The sequence below is a fragment of the Diplocloster modestus genome (genome assembly GCF_019042245.1).
GTDB classification, from domain to species: Bacteria; Bacillota; Clostridia; order Lachnospirales; family Lachnospiraceae; genus Diplocloster; species Diplocloster modestus.
This window is the reverse complement of sequence record NZ_JAHQCX010000014.1, coordinates 97,961-117,729: the sequence shown is the minus strand read 5'-3', so window position 1 is coordinate 117,729 and position 19,769 is coordinate 97,961. Positions and strand designations below refer to the sequence as shown.

The following is a 19,769-nucleotide window of genomic DNA, read 5'->3' as shown; positions in this document are numbered from 1 at the left end:
AATGATTGATTCATGATTATAATATAGAAGAAAAGGAGAATTATATATGATAAATATTAGAAATGAACAGGAAGCGGATTATGCGATAGTGGAAGAAATCACCAGAAAAGCTTTTTATAATTTATATGTTCCAGGATGTGCGGAACACTATCTGGTTCATATCATGAGGCAGCATGAAGATTTTCTGCCGGAATTGGATTTTGTGATTGAATTAGACGGTCAAATTATAGGAAATATCATGTATACGAAAGCGAAACTGGTTGATGAAACCGGAGAGGAAAAGGAAATCCTCACTTTTGGCCCGGTTAGCATTTTACCCGGATACCAAAGGATGGGGTATGGAAAAATGTTAATAGAGTATTCCTTAGAACAAGCTGCTGCACTTGGTTACGATGTGATTGTAATATTCGGAAACCCGGGCAATTATGTTAGCCGTGGCTTTAAGAGCTGTAAAAAATACAATGTCTGTCTTGAGGACGGAACGTATCCGGCGGCGATGTTGGTAAAAGAGCTCAGAGCAGATGCCTTAGAAGGAAGAAAATGGTTTTATTACGATAGTCCGCTCATGCAGCTTGACGAAGAAGAAGCACAGCGTTTTGATGAAAAGCTGGAAAAAATGGAGAAAAAATACCAGCCGAGTCAGGAGGAATTTTATATTCACAGTCATTCTGTGGTGCATTAGCAGTGTTCACAGTCCTCGCTGATTATTATTTTCATCGCAATTAAGCAGCTGAATACATTGCTGGGCGGCCACCAAATGGAAAGAGTCTGAAAGCTATTATCTTTACATAAAATGATCCTGGCACAAGTTGAAACACTTCAAACTTATGCCGGGATGTTTTATTTTGTATTATGTCTCGTATAGCAGGCAGAACGGAATTTATGATTATCTCACAGATTGCAAATACGCTTAAACTGCCCCTAAAGCGGCCATCGTAATATAGTTATAAGGCTGGTTAAAGTGCGGCAGGAAGAACACATCCAGCAGTTTCAGCCGGTCAATCGTAACCTGCTCCTGAATAGCAAGTGAAAACATATGAATCCCCATCGAAATATCATAATCGGAACACATCTGCGCCCCCAGGATCTGCCGTGTCTTACGGTCATAGACAATACGGATATTCACCTTATAATTATCCTCCCGGATAAATGCCGGTTTCTGCAGATCCTCAAAATCCGACACAGCGGCATCATAACCCAATTTCTCAGCCCTGGCCAATGTCATCCCGGTTGACACCATATTCAGGCCGAAAATACGGATCGCATTGGAACCCTGTACGCCGGGAGACTCCAGATGGGTGCCGCAGGCATTGTGCGCTGCGATGATCCCGCTTCGCACAGCATTCGTAGCCAGTGCGATATAGCTGGTATCCTGAATGGAATTGTCGTAAACCGTGGCGCAGTCCCCGACGGCGTAAACATCGGGAAGGCTGGTCTGCTGACGGCGGTTTACCTGGTAGGCGCCGTTTTTAAACAATGCCAGATGATCTTTACCCAGAACATTATTGGGACGGAATCCGATGGCCAGGACGACCATATCCGTATCAAAGGTACCGCTGCCGGTTACGACCCGCTCTACTTTTCCTGAGCCTTCCAGCGTCTCTACGCCTGTATTTAGAACCAGGTGGATACCATGATTACTGAGTGTCTCCTCCATGCGTCTGCAATATTCCACATCATAATAATTCCCCAGTACATGAGGAGCACAGTCGATCAGTGTAACGTCCCTGCCGTTGCGGACGAAGGCTTCGGCCAGTTCGACACCGATGTAGCCGCCGCCTACTATGGTAACTTTGCGGATCGACGGGTCCTTTAACTTATCGATCACATCCTGGGCATTCTGGTATAGCTTCACATACTGTACATTCTGAAGGGTGATGCCCTCCATGGACGGAGCGATGGGCAGGGAGCCGGTAGCCAGGATCAGGCGGTCGTAAGGCTGGTCATATTTTGTACCGTCTTTTCCGGTGGCGTGGACGACGCGGCGATCGAAATCGATTGTGTCCACAGGAGTCTCCATATAGATTCTGGCTCCCTTTGATTCCAGCGTTTCCTTATTGGAATAGAAGAGGCCTTCCGGACCGTCTATCTGATTCCCGATCCAGAGTGCCATTCCACACCCCAGAAAGCTGATGTTGGAATTGGCGTCAAACGCGACTACCTCTTTTCCTTTATAGTTATCGAGAATCGTGTTTAACGCGGCAGTTCCTGCATGATTTGCACCTATCACAACGATTTTTTCCATTGCTTGTTCCTCCTGATTTTTTTCAGCATTTTATTTCAGACTGAAGTGGTTGAAAGTCTTTCTCTTATTATTATGAAAATTGTCCGGGAAAATGTAAAGGAATATTAGAAATATTAAAAAAGTTTAAGAAAGTAAAAAATATGACATCGGTTTTTCAAAGATAGTATACCAATGCAAGAAACGGCTTATTGCCGTTCAAAGAGCCAGGATTTACAATAAATATATCAAAAAATTCATGAATTTTTGAGGTAACTGAAGAAATGAAAGATATCTTTTGAAAAATTAAAAAATAGTATTGTTTAAGGAGAGGAGTAAAAGAAATGCCTGATTTTTACATAGAACCGGAAAAGAAGCTTCCCGTATTTGCCAACGTGGATGTACTGGTCTGCGGCGGCGGTCCGGCCGGAATCGCCTCGGCGGTTAGCGCGGCGAAGAACGGAGCGAAGGTGCTGTTGATCGAGCGGTTTAATTGTCTCGGCGGACAAGGTACCACGGGCCTTGTGACTTCATTTATGTCCATGTCGGCATTTACCGGAGGGCGGCAGGTGATCAGGGGAATCTGGGAAGAATTCACCAACCGCATGGTAGAGATGGGCGGATGCATTAAGCCGCCCCAGTTGAAAGAGAGAAAACCTTATTTTGCCAACAATCGTCATGAACCGGACACGGAGATCTGCCCGTTTGACCCTGAGGTATTCAAACTGGCGGCGGATGAAATCATGGAGAAATATCAGGTAGAGGTATTATTTCATACCTATGTCACCGCAGCGATCAAGAACGGCAATGAAGTACAAGGCGTTGTGATCGAGAATAAATCAGGCAGACAGGCTGTGTTTGCCAAGAGGATCGTAGACTGTACCGGAGATGCGGATATCATGGCTTATGCCGGAGCACCCTTTGAAACCGGTGTGGGTGAGCATAACGGGGAGCAGGTGAAAAGCCCGGTATCCACTATGTTCTGCGTGGAGGGCCTGGAGCCGGATACGCTGACCTGGCAGGTGGACAAAGAGCTGGCCTACGGGGCTGTGAACCTGTTCCCATTGATGAGAGACGACGAGTTTCGTGCGGAAATGACCCGGGTTACCGGCATCGATCCCTGCAATGCCGCGGAGATCACGAAGGGAGAGATCGCCTGCCGAAAGCAGATCCCGGAAGTCGTGGATTGGATGAGGAAGAATCTGAAAGGGGCGGAGCATGCGAAACTGACAAGGATCGCTGGAATGATGGGCATGATGGTCTCCCGCCGGATTCTGGCTGAATATAAAGTGTCGGCGGATGATATTTTGAATTACCGGCTGTTTGAGGATACGGTAGCGATGAATGCTTACGGTGTGGACATACATAATCCGGATGGCGCAGGATGTGAACTGTACTGGCTGATTCCCGGCCATGCTTATGCCATCCCCTATCGCAGCCTGGTACCCCTGGAGGTGGAGAACATCATAGCTGCCGGGCGGTGTATCGCCGCAGATGGAATCGCTGTGATGGCTACCTGCTTTGCCACGGGTGAGGCGGCGGGTGCGGCGGCAGCCTTGAGCGCTCGTCAGGAGGTTCCCCTTCGGAACTTATCTGTCAAATGTTTACAGCAGACTTTGAAAAAGCAGGGAGTATACTTGGGAGAGGAAGAACCCGAGGTTCCCGAACCACGTTATATACACATTTCCACAATTTAATAAAGCGGGACGTTTTATAAAGGAGAAATCACTATGATAAAAAAGACAATTTCAATTAGTGTGATGACTATTTTACTTGCCCTCGGAAGTATCGGGTGCGGCAGCCAAAGCGAAGCTGCTGATTCAAATACCCGGCAGAGTGAAACGACTGATTCCAATGCACAGCAGAACGATGCGTCTGGTTCTGATACAAAGCAGAGCGGGGCGGCAAGCGATCATACATATAATTTCACATTTGTTTCCCCGCTGGTGAACCATGAATACTGGATGGCCGTGGAAGAAGGCGTTCAACAGGGGGCCGAAGAGTGCGGGGTCAGTGTTAATGTGCTGGGAGATACGAAGGTGGACGTGGATGTGATGGTAAAATACATTGACACCGCCATCGCATCCAAAGTGGACGGGATCGTTACCATGGCTCTTTCGCCCGCAGCCATTGGCCCGGCCATTGACCGGGCTGCAGAAGCAGGGATTCCCGTTGTACTGGTCGATACGGACGCCCCTGACAGTAAGCGGGCCGCTTATGTGGGCACATCGAATTATGACGCGGGTTACGAAGCGGGAACTGCGATGATCGGCGCGACCGGCGGCAAAGCTAAGATCGGAATTATCCGCGGGTCAGAAAGTCAGGAGACCGATAACGACAGAATCAAAGGATTCCAGGATGCCATAAAAGATCAGCCGGATATGGAAATTCTGACTACGGAGGCTTGTAATTCCGATATGCTGACAGCGACCCAGAAGGCTCAGGATATGCTGAAGGCCTACCCTAAGATGAACGCTATCTTCGGAAGTGAGGGCACCGGGGCTGTAGCTGCCGGAAAAGTCATCACTGAGCAAAACCGGGTGGGAGAGATTCGTGTCATCGGATTTGACGATACGGCGGAATGCCTGGACTACATCAGAAACGGTGTGGTGGACGGCACGATTGTCCAGAAGCCGAATTACATGGGCTCCAAGGCGATCGAGATGCTTACCCAGCTGAATAAAGGAGAAGAACTGGAAGAGACTCTGATTAATTCCGGTGTTACATTGGTGACAAAGGATAATGTTGAATCTTATAAGGCGGAATAAAAGATATCGCACAGCTCCGGCACAAAAGCGGCAGTTTTCTCTTTGTGCCGGCAGATGCGGCGTTGGAGGTAAACATGCAAACTAAAAAAATTGAATTGTCCAACCTGGTAAAGATTCTGCCGTTTGCAGTGCTTTGCATTGTAACCGGCATAATCAATCCGGTATTTTTTTCTGTTTCAAATCTGATCGATCTGGCCCGTTCCATTTCTTTCCTGCTGATTGTCAGCGTCGGTGTAACCTTCGTGTTGTTCGGGGCCAGCCTGGATCTGTCCATCGGTTCCGTGATGGGGCTTGGCGGGGCGGTCTGCGGGCTATGCCTGGTCAATCAGGTGCCGATCCCGGCAGCAGTGGCGGCGGGTCTGCTGGTATCCGGTCTGATCGGTGTATTGAATGCGCTGCTGATCGTCAATTTACAGATTCCCGCCCTGATCGCTACGCTGGGTACGATGTATATCGCCCGGGGTGTGGTGAATGTGATGACCAGGGGAGAACCCTATTATCCGCTGCCGGAGGCATTTATGAAGCTTGGGCAGGGGACGCTGGCGGGGATTCCGTATTCCGTATTCATAGCGCTGGTGATCGTATTTGCTTCCCATTTCGTGATTAGAAAAACCAACTATGGGCGCAGCCTGATGGCGGTGGGAGGAAATAAAGAAGCTTCCAGGCTGTCCGGGATCAATGTGAAGCGCATCCTGTTTACCGCCCATGTCTATGTCGCGGTGCTGGCCGGGTTCGTGGGTGTGATCCTGGCATCCCGGTTAAGTTCGGCCCAGCCCAATTCCGGCGACGGCTGGGAGATGACGGCAGTGGCAGCGGTGATCATCGGAGGGACCAGTATGTACGGCGGCTATGGCTCTGTCATCGGGACGATCCTGGGCTGCGCCATGATGGAAGTGCTGTCCAATGCCATGGTATTGCTCCATGTCTCCGTATACTGGCAGAAGATCGCCATCGGAGTCATCATGATCGCGGCGGTGGGAATGGATACTTTCCGTTTGAGAAAGATATCCGGGAACGCTTAAGCGGCTGCATGCAGAACGGAATAAAAAGGAGGGGAAATATGCCAGAGGCAATCTTGAAAATGGAACATATCACGAAAGAATTTCCAGGTGTCAAGGCGCTTGCCGACGTCACGATCGAGGCGTACAAAGGAGAAATCTTATCCATTGTCGGTGAAAATGGGGCAGGAAAAAGTACGCTGATGAAAATATTAAGCGGCTCCTATCCGCATGATACATATGAGGGCCGGATACTGACCGGCGGAAAGGAAGTACGGTTTTTAAGCACAGGCCAGTCGGAGGAAGCGGGAATTGCCATGATTTATCAGGAACTGAATATGCACCTGGATCTGAACGTGGCTGAGAACCTGTTCCTGGGCAGGTGGAAACAGTTTGGGAAAATGATCGATTGGAAACAATTGTATCAAAAGGCAGAGGAATATTTGAAAATGGTAGACCTTAAGGTGGACCCCAGAGAGATCCTGCGCAATCTGAACACCAGCAGGCAGCAGCTTATTTCCATTGCCAGAGCCCTGTCCCATCGTCCGAAGATCCTGGTACTTGACGAGCCAACTGCTTCTCTGACCCTTGCAGAATCCGAAAAACTGTTTGCCATTATGCATCAGCTAAAAGAGCAGGGTTACACCTGTATCCTGATTTCCCATAAGCTGGACGAGGTGTTTGAGTATTCGGACCGAATCATCGTGATGCGGGACGGTATGGTGATCAATTCCCATGAAAAGGCCCAATTTGACCAGTCAGTAATCATCGCGGAAATGGTTGGAAGGAAAATGGGAAACCTGTATCCAAAGGAAACCGTACCGATCGGCGAAACCGTACTGCGTGTGGAAGGATTTTCTGTTCCTCACCCCCAGAACGCGAAGAAACGGATCGTGGAAGATATAAGTTTCGAGGTACACCAGGGAGAAATCCTGGGAATCGGCGGATTAGTAGGAGCCGGCCGGAGCGAGCTGGTGGATGCGGTTTTTGGAAAAACAGCGAAACAAAGCGGCAGACTGTATATGAATAACCGGGAAATAAGGATCAATACCCCGGCAGATGCCATTGCAAACGGTATCGCCCTGGTGACGGAGGACAGGAAGGCGGATGGTTTCGTGGGCGGTATGAGCATCCAGAATAATATCACGCTGGCTTCGTTGAAGGAGATCGGACGGTATGGTATGATAAATGCAAGTCTGGAAGAGAAGGCTGCGCGGAAATATTTCGAAGAACTCAAAGTCAAAGCCAATCATCTGAATGTCAGGGTAAACACACTGTCTGGTGGTAACCAGCAGAAGGTGGTGCTGAGTAAATGGCTGATGCGGCATCCCAAGGTTTTAATCCTGGACGAACCCACCCGCGGCATCGATGTGGGCACGAAATATGAGATTTACAAAATCATGGTAGGGCTGGCGAAGCAGGGAATCGGGATCGTCATGATATCCTCGGAACTGCCGGAGCTTATCTCCATGTCGGACCGGATCATCGTACTGGCGAATGGCAGGCTGACCGGTGAACTGAACGGGCGGAATGCCACGCAGGAAAAAATTATGGAGCTGGCAACAGTTGGGACTGTAATTTAATGGAGACAGAAACTTGAGAAAGAATAGAAACACGATGAAAGGCAGATTCAGCTTATGTTTTACCGTCATACTGGTTTGCTTCGTATTGACTGCCGCGATATTGTATAAGACCACGGACCGGGTCCAGGCCAGGATGAGCCGTCTCCTGAGCATTCATGATCAGGCCTCTGGAGTGCGCGCTTTGGTGGGGGATCTGGTATCCTCCTACCGTTATTATGCCATCTCCGGCAATCTGGATGAACAGGCAATTTTGCAGCAGACCATGGAACGGCTTGAGCGGGACTCCGGCGAACTTCTGGAAGATGTCTTTGCGATCGGGTACGTAAGGGATGTGGAAGATCTCGGAAATATGATCACGACGATTCTGGATCAGACCAGGGAGGCGCTGGTCCATCACAACAAGGAAAACGGGAAATCGGCGATCGAATATTATGAGCAGCTAAGCTATACGCAGGAACTGATTGATGGATTTTATGAATATGCGTATCTGGCGATCCGTCAGCTGTCCACCGATGAACAGGACAGGATTAATGAGGAAAAGCGTTCTATTTATGTGGTACTGTTCTTAAGTCTGGTTATCGTGGCGGGTACGATCGCGGCTATGCTGCGATGGTTGGACAAGATGGCGGGGCTGTCTGCCAACATGCAGCTGGAACTGGAACGCAACCAGCAGAAGCTGGAAAAGGCGGATATGGAAAAATTGCTGAGGGACAGCCAGATTATGGCGCTTCAGGCCAGAATCAATCCGCATTTTATGTTTAATACGCTGAATATTGTGGCCCAGATGGCTTATGTGGAGGGCGCGGAGCAGACGGAGCAGATGATTGAGGCGGTTTCAGATTATTACCGGTATAATCTGAAAGATATCCACTATATATCCTGCTTCCGGGATGAAGCTAAGAATATTGATGATTATATTTATATTCAGAAAATGCGATTTCGGGATAGGATACGGTTTGAGACGGATTATCAGGAAACCATTCTTACCGGTCGGATTCCGGCGCTGGTGCTTCAGCCTTTGGTGGAAAATGCGATCGTGCATGGGCTGGGAACCTGTATGGAACATGGGGTGATCCGGATCAGGTTGATCAGGGATCGTAATATGGATCGTGAACAGCAGTCTGACTTAAGCTATGTAAAAATAGAGATTCAGGATAACGGAGCAGGGATTCCGGATGACAAGCTGGAAGCTGTCCGGGCCATGTTTGAAGGCAGAGAGACCGGCCGTATTTTGCAGTCTGACAGTATCGGTCTGCAAAATGTGATCCGCCGCCTGAAAGCCTTCTATGGAACCGAAGCAGAGTTCTATGTAGACTCTGCTTCGGGGAAAGGCACATGTTTTGTATTTTACGTACCCTTTGTGGAAAATACGGAATAATTCACGTCAGCCGTTTAAAATCACTGACGGTATGGCCTGTATATTTTTTGAATTGTTTACAGAAGTAAGAGGGATACAAGTAGCCGACTCTTGCGGAGAGCTCTTTTACATTATCAGTACCCTGATGAATCAGGCGGATGGCATGAGTCATACGAATATCTGTCAGGTAACCAATAAAATTTTTATCCAGTTCATTTTTGAATAACCGACTCAGATAGCTGGGATTCATTTTAATATAATCAGCAACACTTTCTAATGAAATATTTTCACTGTAGTGCTCTTCAATAAAATCAAGGGCCTTTTTTAAATGGGTATTTATCCCCTGGCCGGGTTCCGGCAGAGGAGATGGAGGAGTCTGCTGCATCAACTCCTGAAGTGTGCATTGGTAGGAATGAGCAGCCTGTGTTATGTCATCCCTGAATAGAGGTCCAAAAGAGATTATAGGGAGTGCAGGACACAGAGGACGCAGCACTCCGGTGAATAGTTCTGTCAGATCCTGTTTCCATCTATCGCAGTCATGAGCGGATAGAAGCTTACCGGAATAAAACAGAATCGGCAGTACATTTTTTTCAAAGGGACCGATCATATAATCAAAGGAGAGTGACAACCGGGAATGCAATTCCTGAAGCAACTGATCCTCTTTCGTAAGGTTAATGGACGAGGAAAGACTGCTGCCTGAGGAATCAGGAGCGTCTGCGGAAATGCGATTTTCCGTGCAGAGAATTCCGTCTGAAAAACGCAGGGTAGCCACAAAACCGCTCTTAAAGTTAATAGTGAAACGGTCCGTATAGCGTGAAATCGTATCCGGGCTGGCCATATTGCGCAGTAATGCGGACATGAAGGACAGCTGTGCCAGGGGCCGAAGCTCTTCCAGAATGGCGTGGGAATTCTCATCTCTCGATATCTGAGCGCGTTCCAGATTAATTTTTTCAATGATTTGATTCAAATGGGTGGTCAGCTCCGCTTTTTTCACAGGTTTCAGAAGATAAGCGTCTACCTGCATATTCAGCGCGTCCTGCGCATAGGTAAAATTACCGTAGGCTGTTTTAACAATGACATGAAGAGACGGATGATCCCGGCGCAGAAGCCTGAGGGCCTCCAGACCGGTAAGTCCGGGCATCTCAATGTCCAGAATGAGCAGGTCCGGCTCATACCGGCTCACCTGTTCGATCACCTGAGGACCGTTTTCGGCATCGGGTAGCACCGTTATATCTTCATAGTTCCGATTTAGAAAAATACGAAGGGATTTCCTTTCCAGTTCTTCATCATCTGCGATCAATACGGATATCATATGTCCTCCTTAGTCGTTTTGCTGGATCCTATAGAATATCGCCAGTCTGTTCTGCTACCTTAAAATGATACCATAAACAGCTCGGATTTTAAATGTGAATTCCATGGGAAAATCGGTACTAACCATTCATCTCCCTGCATACAATGTAAAAACATCGAAATTGTAGGGGGATTTCCTTGAAAGGCTATATAGAAGAACGCGCGATTGACATCGCCAATTACATAATCGACTACAATGCCACAGTGCGTCAAACCGCGAAGAAGTTTGGCATCTCCAAGTCGACCGTGCACAAGGATGTAACGGATCGCCTGCTCCAAATCAATCCCACATTGGCCCGGCAGGCTCGTAAAGTATTGGATGTCAATAAGTCAGAACGCCATATAAGGGGCGGCTTAGCTACTCGGGAGAAATATCTTCATCAGCATGAGAGTGAAGGGGTTCAGGAGTAGTCCGACTCTTCGGCTGCAAATCAAACAGAAACGACAGACTCTGGGTTAAGGCCTGTTCCACAGGGACGCATTACGCGTTCCCGGTTCATAGGCCCCTGCGCGCCGGCGATGAATGCCGCCACGCATCCGGACTCTGTCGTTTTGTTTTTGGCGGTTTTGGGACATGTCCAATTCGAATGTATTGGTTGGTTTGGGACATGTCTGATTGGACAGTATTGGATCACTCATTTGGGAAAATTGTCATTTTTCATGAAGGATCATGTAAAATTTTGTGGGGAAAAGAGATTGACTTTCTTAACCAATCGTTTACAATGAAAATTGCATTAAGGGGGATCGAGATGAAAGAGCAGTTAGAACGAAAGACGGAACCGGTGTCGGAGCAGGAAATAGGACCGGCGATAGAGAAAAAGTCAGAAGCAGTGACAGAAGCAGTGACAGAAGCAGTGACAGAACCTAAGAAATTATTTTCAAACGTGGATCTCAGAAAGTTAATCATTCCATTAATTATAGAACAGCTTTTGGTGGTCATGGTTGGTATGGCGGATACGATCATGATATCCGGCGTAGGAGAAGCGGCGGTCTCCGGGGTTTCCCTGGTGGATACGGTTACCGTGCTGTTAATCAATGTATTTACGGCGATGGCGACCGGTGGAGCTGTGGTCTCAGGACATTATATCGGGCAGAAGAGAGAAGAGAGGGCATGTAAAGCGGCGGATCAGCTTGTTTTATTTACCTTAGTCTCTTCTTTTGTTATTATGATGGTTTTATTAGTGGCACATCAGTTTATTTTAAGCCATGTGTTCGGCCGGATCGATGCGAATGTTATGGAGAACGCGAAGATTTATCTGCTGATCACGGGCGTGTCGCTGCCATTTCTGTCTGTGTATAATGCATGTGCCGCGCTGTTCCGGGCCATGGGGAATTCGCGGATTTCCATGATGATCTCGCTGCTGATGAATGTGATTAATATTACCGGAAATGCGATTTTGATCTATGGCGCGGGTATCGGTGTGGCAGGCGCGGCGATCGCCACGCTGATCTCGAGAATCGTGGCTTCGGTGGTGATTCTGGTGCTGCTGCGTCAGGAGAAGCGTCAGATTCATTTGAGTAAAAAATTCGAATGGCGGTTTAACAGACATCTGGTGAAGAAGATACTGCATATCGGAATACCGAACGGGTTGGAGAACAGTATGTTCCAGCTGGGGAAAATTCTGGTGCTGAGTCTCGTTACTTCATTTGGGACTACGGCTATCGCCGCGAATGCGGTGTGCAATAGTGTGGGATTATTCCAGATATTGCCGGGATCGGCGCTGAGCCTGGCGGTGGTGACGGTGGTGTCTCAGTGTGTGGGAGCTGGGGATTATGGGCAGGTTACTTATTATACAAAGAAATTAATGTTTCTGACCCATGTGTTTATGGTCGTGACGAATCTGGTGGTGGTGCTGGGGTGCCCGCTGATCGTGATGGCGTATAATCTGACGCCGGAGACGGCGAAGCTGACGACGGAGATATTGATTTACCATGCGGTGTGCTGTATGGTGATCTGGCCGTCCTCGTTTACGCTGCCGAATGCGTTGAGGGCTTCGAATGATGTGAAGTTTACGATGATCGTGGCGATTGCATCTATGTGGGTATGCAGGATTGGGTTCAGTTATGTTCTGGCGAAGTTCCTGGGCTGGGGAGTGTTCGGAGTCTGGGTGGCGATGACGATCGACTGGCTGTGCCGGGCGGTTTGCTTTGTGGTACGGTTTGCGCGCGGGAAGTGGAAGCTGCAGAGGATATAGAAAGTGCAGAGATTATTTAGCAATCTTGGCATAGTTATTTTGCTAAATATGTATATAGAAGGAATGAGATTGGATTAAGGCGTGAAAAATCAATACTTGTCAATTAGAGGTATCATATTTTATAATGTAGAGAAACTATTTGCTAGGATATAATCATGTGGATGATCAGTGATTAGCTTAAATAGGGAATGGGGCACAGGTTGAATCGAACATACAGGAGGAAAAACGTGGATAGAGAATTAGTAATTGTGTTGGATTTTGGCGGACAGTATAACCAGTTGATAGCAAGACGGGTGAGAGAGTGTCATGTGTACTGTGAGGTTCATCCTTACCGTTTAAGCCTGGACAAGATTAAGGAAATGAATCCGAAGGGAATTATTTTTACCGGAGGTCCGAACAGTGTCTATGGGGAGAATTCTCCGCTGTGCGATCCGGGTATATTTAAACTGGGGATCCCGATATTGGGAATCTGCTATGGAGCGCAGATGATGATGCATCAGCTGGGAGGAAAAGTGGCCCAGGCTCCCGTGCGGGAATATGGAAAAATGGAAGTAAATGTGGATAACTCATCCAAATTATTTGGGAATGTGTTGAAAAGTTCGATTTGCTGGATGAGTCATACGGATTATATAGAAAAACCGGCGGATGGTTTCCGGATCTGTGCGGTTACAGAGTCCTGTCCGGTGGCGGCGGTGGAAAATGTGGCGCAACGGTTATATGCCGTGCAGTTCCATCCTGAAGTGGTGCATACACAGGAAGGTATGAAAATGCTGGCGAATTTCCTGTTCGAAGTCTGCGGCTGTGCCGGGGACTGGAAGATGGATTCGTTCGTGGAGACTACGATCCGGGCGTTACGCGAGAAGGTGGGGAATGGAAAAGTGCTGTTGGCCCTGTCCGGCGGCGTGGATTCTTCGGTGGCGGCGGTGCTGCTGTCCAAGGCGGTTGGAAAACAGCTGACCTGTGTTTTCGTGGATCACGGTCTGCTTCGTAAGGATGAAGGGGATGAAGTGGAAGAGGTGTTCGGACCGAACGGGCCTTACGATCTGAACTTTATCCGGGTGAACGCACAGCAGAGGTTTTATGTGAAGTTAGCCGGGGTAGCGGAGCCTGAGCGGAAACGGAAGATTATTGGGGAAGAGTTTATCCGGGTGTTTGAGGAAGAGGCGAAGAAGATCGGAGCAGTGGATTTTCTGGTGCAGGGGACGATTTACCCGGATGTGATAGAGAGCGGTCTGGGGGATTCGGCGGTGATTAAGTCTCACCATAATGTTGGAGGGCTGCCGGATTATGTGGATTTTAAGGAGATTATCGAACCGTTACGGGATCTATTTAAGGATGAAGTCAGGAGGGCCGGGTTAGAGCTGGGGATCCCGGAGAAGCTGGTGTTCCGTCAGCCGTTCCCGGGGCCGGGTCTGGCGATCCGGATTATCGGGGATGTGTCGGAGGAAAAGATACAGATTCTGCAGGAGGCGGATGCGATCTTCCGGGAGGAGATGGCCAACGCCGGGCTGGATAAGACGGTTGGACAGTATTTTGCGGCGCTTACGAATATGCGGTCGGTTGGAGTTATGGGGGATGAGAGGACTTATGACTATGCGATTGCATTGCGGGCGGTGAATACGACGGATTTTATGACGGCGGATGCGGCGGAGCTGCCTTGGGATGTGATTGGGAAGGTGTCTAGCAGGATTGTGAATGAGGTTATGCATGTGAACCGGGTGCTGTATGACTGTACGGGGAAGCCGCCGGCTACGATTGAGTTTGAGTAACACAAAAGTAATATATGTTATTTGTTATGACAGGCAGTCTTTTTGGATTGTCTGTCATCTTTATAATCTTTCAGAGTTGGTGGTCAGAAAGGTATCATGTCTCGATAGGTATGGACTAATAAGTGAAACGGTGTTTAGCTTTTCTGTATTTAGATAAAATAATTGTGTTTTGGTATGTAAATAATTCTAATATATTCGTATTTGACACTGTTGAGTTTTAAACATCTATGATACAATTTTATAAATATGAAGGAGGGAGGAGTTTATGAGTAAGCTAATAAAAATTGATGAAGATTACGCAAAATGGATACAAGGTTTAAGTGTTCGTTTTCGAAATATGTAAATAAAAGCGGCAACTAAGGTTAATCAGGAAATGCTTATGTTTTATTGGTCTTTAGGGAAAGATATTGTAGAAATGAAAACAGAAAATAAATGGGGAACTGGAATTTTGAAAAATCTAAGTCAAGATTTAAAAGATGCATTGCCAGATAAAAATAGTTTTTCTCTGACTAATCTTGGATACATGAGACGATTCTATTTATTGTATTCGTCAATTTACCCCCAAGTTGGGGCCGAAAGTGAATTAGAAAAAATTTCTCCCCAAGTTGAGGGCAAATTGTTTCGTATTCCATGGGGACATCATAAATATATCATAGATAAATGTGGAAGTGACCCAATCAAAGCTATTTTCTATGTTAACAAGGTACTTGAAAATAATTGGTCTCGTGCAGTTCTACTTAATTGGTTAAGTACAGATTTATATGAAAGACAAGGGAAAGCTATTACCAATTTTAACAGTCAGCTTCCATTAGCACAGGGAGACTTGGCACAGGAAATCACAAAAGATCCGTATAATTTTGATTTTTTAACTATGACAGAAGGATATAACGAAAAAGAGTTGAAAGATGCTTTGGAAGATAATATTGTTAAATTTCTTTTGGAGCTAGGTAGTGGTTTTGCCTTTGCTGGTAGAGAATACCGGCTGGTGATTGGTGATACAGAGAAGTTCATTGATTTACTTTTCTACAATATTAAGCTACACTGTTATGTTGTCGTTGAAGTAAAGATGGATAAATTTGATTCAAGTAATATTGGCCAGCTGGGAACCTATATAGTTGCAACCAACCATATTCTTAAATCTGAAGAGGATAATCCTACTATTGGGCTATTGATATGCAAAGAAAAGGATAATGTTTTGGCACAGTATGCGCTTGAATCATCCAATGAACCAATAGGAATTTCTGAATATGAGTTATCTCAATTATATCCGGCAGATTTTAAAGGATCATTGCCAAGCATTGCTGAAATTGAAGAGCAATTGAGTTAGCTTTTTTTGGAGTCTAAACTCATGGTGCTAGCACCATGCAGAAAGACACTCAAGATATTATATCTGTAATACCCGTATGATACCTTTTCTATTCAAAACGAAAAATAAGCGGTATAATTTGAATAATACAAGCATGAAAACAAATGAAAAACCACCAAATATTTAACATTAATGTTAATCCTATAGGGAGTTTGAATGAGGAAAGGGTATGATGATGTCAGAAATATAGGTCAGAAATATATGCTTTGGTGGTTGACAAATTATGGTATAGTGATAATATTAAATAAAATTTGTAATAATATTATTAAAATAACGAATGATAATATTTAATTTGGGGAGGACACAGTGGCAGCATCTATTAAACAAATGGTATATGATGGGGTACTATGCGATATTATCAATGGGGTCTATCCCCTTGATCATGTTTTTAATGAGAAGGAACTTGTGGAGAAATACAATGTCAGCAAATCGCCGGTGCGTGATGCTCTGATTGAACTTTGTAATGAACAGGTTTTGCGGAGCATACCGCGTTATGGCTATGAGATTGTACGCATTACAGAAAGAAGGGTGAGAGAAATTACGCAGTTTCGGAAACTTCTGGAAGTGGAGGCGTTTCGTGTAAATTGCAGGAATTGCTCTGATCTGATGTTAAAGAGGATTGTGGATTTTAATCGTGAAGCCAATGCCGGGTGGCCGAAAACACGTTATGAGGCCTGGCGTACCAATATTGACTTTCATTCAATGCTGTATTCCTTTTCAAATAACGAGTTTGTTCAGGAAGTTCTGGAAAAGTCTTTGAGTGTTCTTTATCGTGCCTATGCACAATTGTACTGGCCCTCCAAAGACATCAGCCTGAATTGGAAAGAGGATTATCATAATGCGATTGAGTATCATTTGCAGAAAGGCGATTATGATGCTGCGACCGAGATGTTATGCAAGGATATTGAAGATATCTCGGTTTATATTACAGATTAGAGTTCTGAGAATGCATGCAGAATAAGATAAAAAATTGATAAAAAAGAGAACCCGGAAAGTGGCAGTAATGTCGCTTTCCGGGTTTTTTGATATCGCAAAGGCAGATGTTCTTTTTTGAAAAGATTGTGCAGAACGTACAATATATAGAAAGTTATACATTTGTTCTGTAAGATTTAGACAAAAAGTGCAGTCCCTTTTTATCTAATAAGCTTATTGACAATATTACTAATAATATTTATAATCCTACTATAATGATTTGAGCATTACTCAGGGTTAGTACAACGTGCAAACATTTCATTTTCAACAAGCTTACAAAAACAAAGGAGGTAAACTAGTGGCAATTAAAAACGTAGCATCAAAAACAGACAATGAAAAAGCCAACATTAACAGAAGCCAGGCAGAGCATCGCGCAACCTGGATGGCTCTAACTTATGAAGAGGCTAAAAAAGCCGGTGCTGATGCTGAAACTATTACAAGAAAAGCGATTAAGCGTACAGGTAACATTCATGGCCTTGGATGGAAGGAGAAGACCGGGGATATTTCTGATTTAACTAATTTTGACAAAGTCTTTTTTAATGATACCGGAAAGGCAACGTTCGAAATCGAAACGTCCAGTACGGAAGACGACGTCTATGCAGAGTTTCATTATTGTCCTCTTCTCGCCGCATGGCAGAAGATGGGATATGATGATGAAACCTGCGCGCTTCTTTGCGATATGGCAATGGATGGCGACAGGGGTATTGCCGAATCTATGGGGTACAAGCTTGAACTTACCGATACAATTGCAAAAGGCTGCGCCACCTGTAAACTCCATTTTCATAAATAATGGAGAGGCATTCTGTTAAAATGAGTAATGGTCAAAAAATTAAATTCTATTTTTAATTTTATTAGGAGGATCTAAGAATATGGAATATGTAAAATTTGGTAAAAGCAGCTTTGAGGTTTCGCGTATGGTTCTGGGATGCTGGGGACTTGGCAGTGATTTCTATGGTAAGGTGGATATGGATACCGTTGTTGATACTGTACATGCAGCGGTTGACGGAGGCATCAATTTGCTTGACACAGCTCCGAACTATGGAAACTCTGAGGAGGTTCTTGGTAAAGCCCTTAAGGGAATCAGAGACAAGGTTATTCTCGCCACAAAGTGCGGCAATATCAAGTATGAAGGCGGTTCTTACAAGCTTTTGACACCTGTAAGCATGAGACTGCAGTTGGAAGAGAGCCTTCGCCGCCTTGATACAGATTACATAGACCTGTATCAGATTCATTGCCCGGATTATAACAGCTCTATGGAAGTTGCTTATGCTACCATGAATAAGTTCAAAGAAGAAGGATTGATTCGGGAGTGGGGTGTTTGCAACCACAATGCCCAGGAAGTGCTGAATGCTGCTGATGCGGGTGCTGTGTCTGTTCAGACAATTTACTCTCTCACAAGAAAAGATGCTGGAAGAGATATTATTCCTGTTGCAGCGAATGCCGGGCTGGGTGTTGAAGTATATGGCGCGCTTGCAGGTGGATTGCTTTCCGGTAAGTATGACAAGCCCAGAGTTGTCGAGAGTGCGGAAGAACGCCGGCCTATGTTCTATCATGAGTTCCGGGAAGAAAACTGGGCGAAGACCGAGAAATTACTTGCGGTTCTTAAAAAGGTTGCTGACGGACGTGGTCTGCCCATGTCTCAGGTTGCAATTAGCTGGACTCTCAGCAATCCGTTTGTTTCCTGCGCGCTGGTTGGCGCTAAGTCTCCTGAGCAGGTGGAAGCAAACATTGCAGCCGCTTCTGTTAAGCTTACAGAGGAAGAAATCGCTGAACTCAATGCAACAGTATATTGATTGCACGGTTAACGTGATAGGTTGACGAGGTATTAAGGAGACACGAATCAAATCGGTGTCTCCTTAAATAAAAAATAGTAGCGCTCGAAAAAACCTCGCTGACTATTTTTCATGCATCGCACGTAAATGCCCAGAAATACGGGCATTAAGTGCTCATAGCGATAAAAAAATATCTTAAATGGAGAAGGAGGGGCAAAATGAAAAAAAGAGTATTAAGTGTATTGCTTGTAGCTGTAATGGTGGTTGGTTTATTGACATCCTGTGGAACTTCTGAAAAGACACCTGTTGATGCCGGAACTACGGCGATGGATGGGAAAACTGGTTCACAAGGTATTACTTCCGGTATGGAGGCTGTGGATGGGCTGGAAGCGAATGCTCCTGAGGCTCCCACGACTACCGGAGCCGATGTTAAGATTGGGTTTGTTTCCACTGGTGTATTGGGAGATAAAGCGCTTACAGACACTACATGGGCAGGGTTAAATAAGCTGAAGGATGACTATCCGGATGTAGAGATTAAAATTTATGAATCACCCAATGGAACAACAGACTGGGAACCCAATATTATTGCAGCTTCCGAGTGGGCGGATTTGGTTATTGTGAATGCTTCCTCCTGCGGTGAAATTCTTTTAAGCGTTGCTGAGCGTTTTCCAGATGTCTATTATGTGGCAAATGAATTTCCTGTAGAAGATAATCCGCAATTTGCCTCTGATGTTTATACCTGTAATGAGGTCTCATTCCTTTTAGGCTGTCTGGCGGGTTTGTTTACACAGAATACAGATATCCCCGGCATCAACGAGGAGCATGTTGTAGGTTACATTTCCGGTATGGAGGCTCCCACAACCCTGGATTATTTCACTGGTTTTGAAGCTGGTGCAAAATTTACCTGTCCTGATGTTACCGTTCTCCAGTCCTGGACCGGTTCCTATACCGATCCACTGCTTGCTAAAGAGATGACAAAAGGTATGATTTCTCAGGGCGCTGACTGTATTCTGGGCTGTATCTCTTCTGCAGTCGTAGGTGTTTTTGAAGCTTGTGACGAAGCTGACATATATTCTTTTGGCCTTGATACGAACAAGGATGCTGATTATGAAGGAACCATTATCACTTCCGGTTTGAAGTGCGGTGATGTTACCTCTTATAAATTTGGTAAAGAGTTTATTGAAGGTACCTGGAAACCGGGCTTTATTCTTATGGACTGTGCCTCCGGCGCTCTTGATATCACAGATATGGCCACCATAAAAGAGTATTTACAGATGGATGTAATTGACGATTATTACAATCAGGTTATTGGGATTCGTGATGACCTTCGTGCTGGTGAGATAGAGGTTCCATATATTCCTGCCGCCAGAGGTGAGGAATAAGTCAATGAAGTCTGGTTAGTTGCTATCGCTTAGGGG

15 protein-coding genes and 1 pseudogene are annotated in these 19,769 nt (G+C 45.9%); 14 read left to right on the top strand and 2 right to left on the bottom strand.

Annotated elements, in window-relative coordinates:
- The first annotated feature begins 46 nt into the window (after positions 1-46).
- The gene (locus KTH90_RS17990; protein WP_238727209.1) at positions 47-682 is read left to right on the top strand and encodes a GNAT family N-acetyltransferase; all 636 of its coding nucleotides are present in this window, start codon (positions 47-49) and stop codon (positions 680-682) included.
- 228 nt (positions 683-910) lie between these two features.
- On the opposite strand, the gene nox is transcribed toward KTH90_RS17990, so the two are convergent.
- Positions 911-2,245: a H2O-forming NADH oxidase gene (gene nox / locus KTH90_RS17985; RefSeq protein ID WP_158353454.1), complete on the bottom strand. Its 1,335-nt coding sequence runs from the start codon at positions 2,243-2,245 to the stop codon at positions 911-913.
- Positions 2,246-2,565: 320 nt separating this feature from the next.
- Between nox and KTH90_RS17980 the strand changes: the two genes are divergently transcribed.
- The 5 genes from KTH90_RS17980 (at position 2,566) to KTH90_RS17960 (ending at position 8,948) form a co-directional block, all read left to right on the top strand.
- Entirely contained in the window at positions 2,566-3,918 is a 1,353-nt protein-coding gene (locus KTH90_RS17980) for an FAD-dependent oxidoreductase (RefSeq protein ID WP_238727208.1), read from the top strand.
- Positions 3,919-3,951: 33 nt separating this feature from the next.
- On the top strand, positions 3,952-4,989 hold the full coding sequence (locus KTH90_RS17975) for a sugar-binding protein (RefSeq protein WP_238727207.1): 1,038 nt from the start codon (positions 3,952-3,954) through the stop codon (positions 4,987-4,989).
- Positions 4,990-5,063: 74 nt separating this feature from the next.
- Positions 5,064-6,011: an ABC transporter permease gene (locus KTH90_RS17970; RefSeq protein WP_158353449.1), complete on the top strand. Its 948-nt coding sequence runs from the start codon at positions 5,064-5,066 to the stop codon at positions 6,009-6,011.
- A 38-nt stretch (positions 6,012-6,049) separates the two neighbouring features.
- Positions 6,050-7,570 carry a sugar ABC transporter ATP-binding protein gene (locus KTH90_RS17965; protein ID WP_238727206.1) on the top strand — a complete coding sequence of 507 codons (1,521 nt, stop codon included), beginning with the start codon at positions 6,050-6,052 and terminating at the stop codon, positions 7,568-7,570.
- Positions 7,571-7,583: 13 nt separating this feature from the next.
- Positions 7,584-8,948 carry a sensor histidine kinase gene (locus KTH90_RS17960; protein WP_238727205.1) on the top strand — a complete coding sequence of 455 codons (1,365 nt, stop codon included), beginning with the start codon at positions 7,584-7,586 and terminating at the stop codon, positions 8,946-8,948.
- Between the two features lies 1 nt (position 8,949).
- Here KTH90_RS17960 and KTH90_RS17955 read toward each other — a convergent pair whose 3' ends face one another.
- A complete protein-coding gene (locus KTH90_RS17955; protein WP_158353444.1) occupies positions 8,950-10,239 on the bottom strand; it encodes a response regulator transcription factor in 1,290 nt (429 codons plus the stop codon).
- A gap of 176 nt (positions 10,240-10,415) precedes the next feature.
- On the opposite strand from KTH90_RS17955, the gene spoIIID reads away from it, so the two are divergent.
- From spoIIID to KTH90_RS17915, 8 genes and pseudogenes are all read left to right on the top strand, one after another.
- A complete protein-coding gene (gene spoIIID, locus KTH90_RS17950; protein ID WP_158353442.1) occupies positions 10,416-10,688 on the top strand; it encodes a sporulation transcriptional regulator SpoIIID in 273 nt (90 codons plus the stop codon).
- Positions 10,689-11,026: 338 nt separating this feature from the next.
- Positions 11,027-12,472 carry an MATE family efflux transporter gene (locus KTH90_RS17945; RefSeq protein WP_238727204.1) on the top strand — a complete coding sequence of 482 codons (1,446 nt, stop codon included), beginning with the start codon at positions 11,027-11,029 and terminating at the stop codon, positions 12,470-12,472.
- 227 nt (positions 12,473-12,699) lie between these two features.
- The gene (gene guaA / locus KTH90_RS17940; protein ID WP_238727203.1) at positions 12,700-14,241 is read left to right on the top strand and encodes a glutamine-hydrolyzing GMP synthase; all 1,542 of its coding nucleotides are present in this window, start codon (positions 12,700-12,702) and stop codon (positions 14,239-14,241) included.
- A gap of 265 nt (positions 14,242-14,506) precedes the next feature.
- Positions 14,507-15,568: pseudogene (locus KTH90_RS17935) on the top strand (PDDEXK nuclease domain-containing protein).
- A gap of 345 nt (positions 15,569-15,913) precedes the next feature.
- Complete coding sequence (locus KTH90_RS17930) at positions 15,914-16,543, top strand: GntR family transcriptional regulator (protein ID WP_238727202.1); 630 nt, start codon at positions 15,914-15,916, stop codon at positions 16,541-16,543.
- 334 nt (positions 16,544-16,877) lie between these two features.
- Complete coding sequence (locus KTH90_RS17925; protein ID WP_238727201.1) at positions 16,878-17,369, top strand: L-2-amino-thiazoline-4-carboxylic acid hydrolase; 492 nt, start codon at positions 16,878-16,880, stop codon at positions 17,367-17,369.
- A gap of 79 nt (positions 17,370-17,448) precedes the next feature.
- The gene (locus tag KTH90_RS17920; RefSeq protein WP_238727200.1) at positions 17,449-18,372 is read left to right on the top strand and encodes an aldo/keto reductase; all 924 of its coding nucleotides are present in this window, start codon (positions 17,449-17,451) and stop codon (positions 18,370-18,372) included.
- Between the two features lie 197 nt (positions 18,373-18,569).
- Positions 18,570-19,733, top strand: a complete 1,164-nt coding sequence (locus tag KTH90_RS17915; protein ID WP_238727199.1) for a BMP family ABC transporter substrate-binding protein — start codon at positions 18,570-18,572, stop codon at positions 19,731-19,733.
- Positions 19,734-19,769 lie beyond the last annotated feature (36 nt).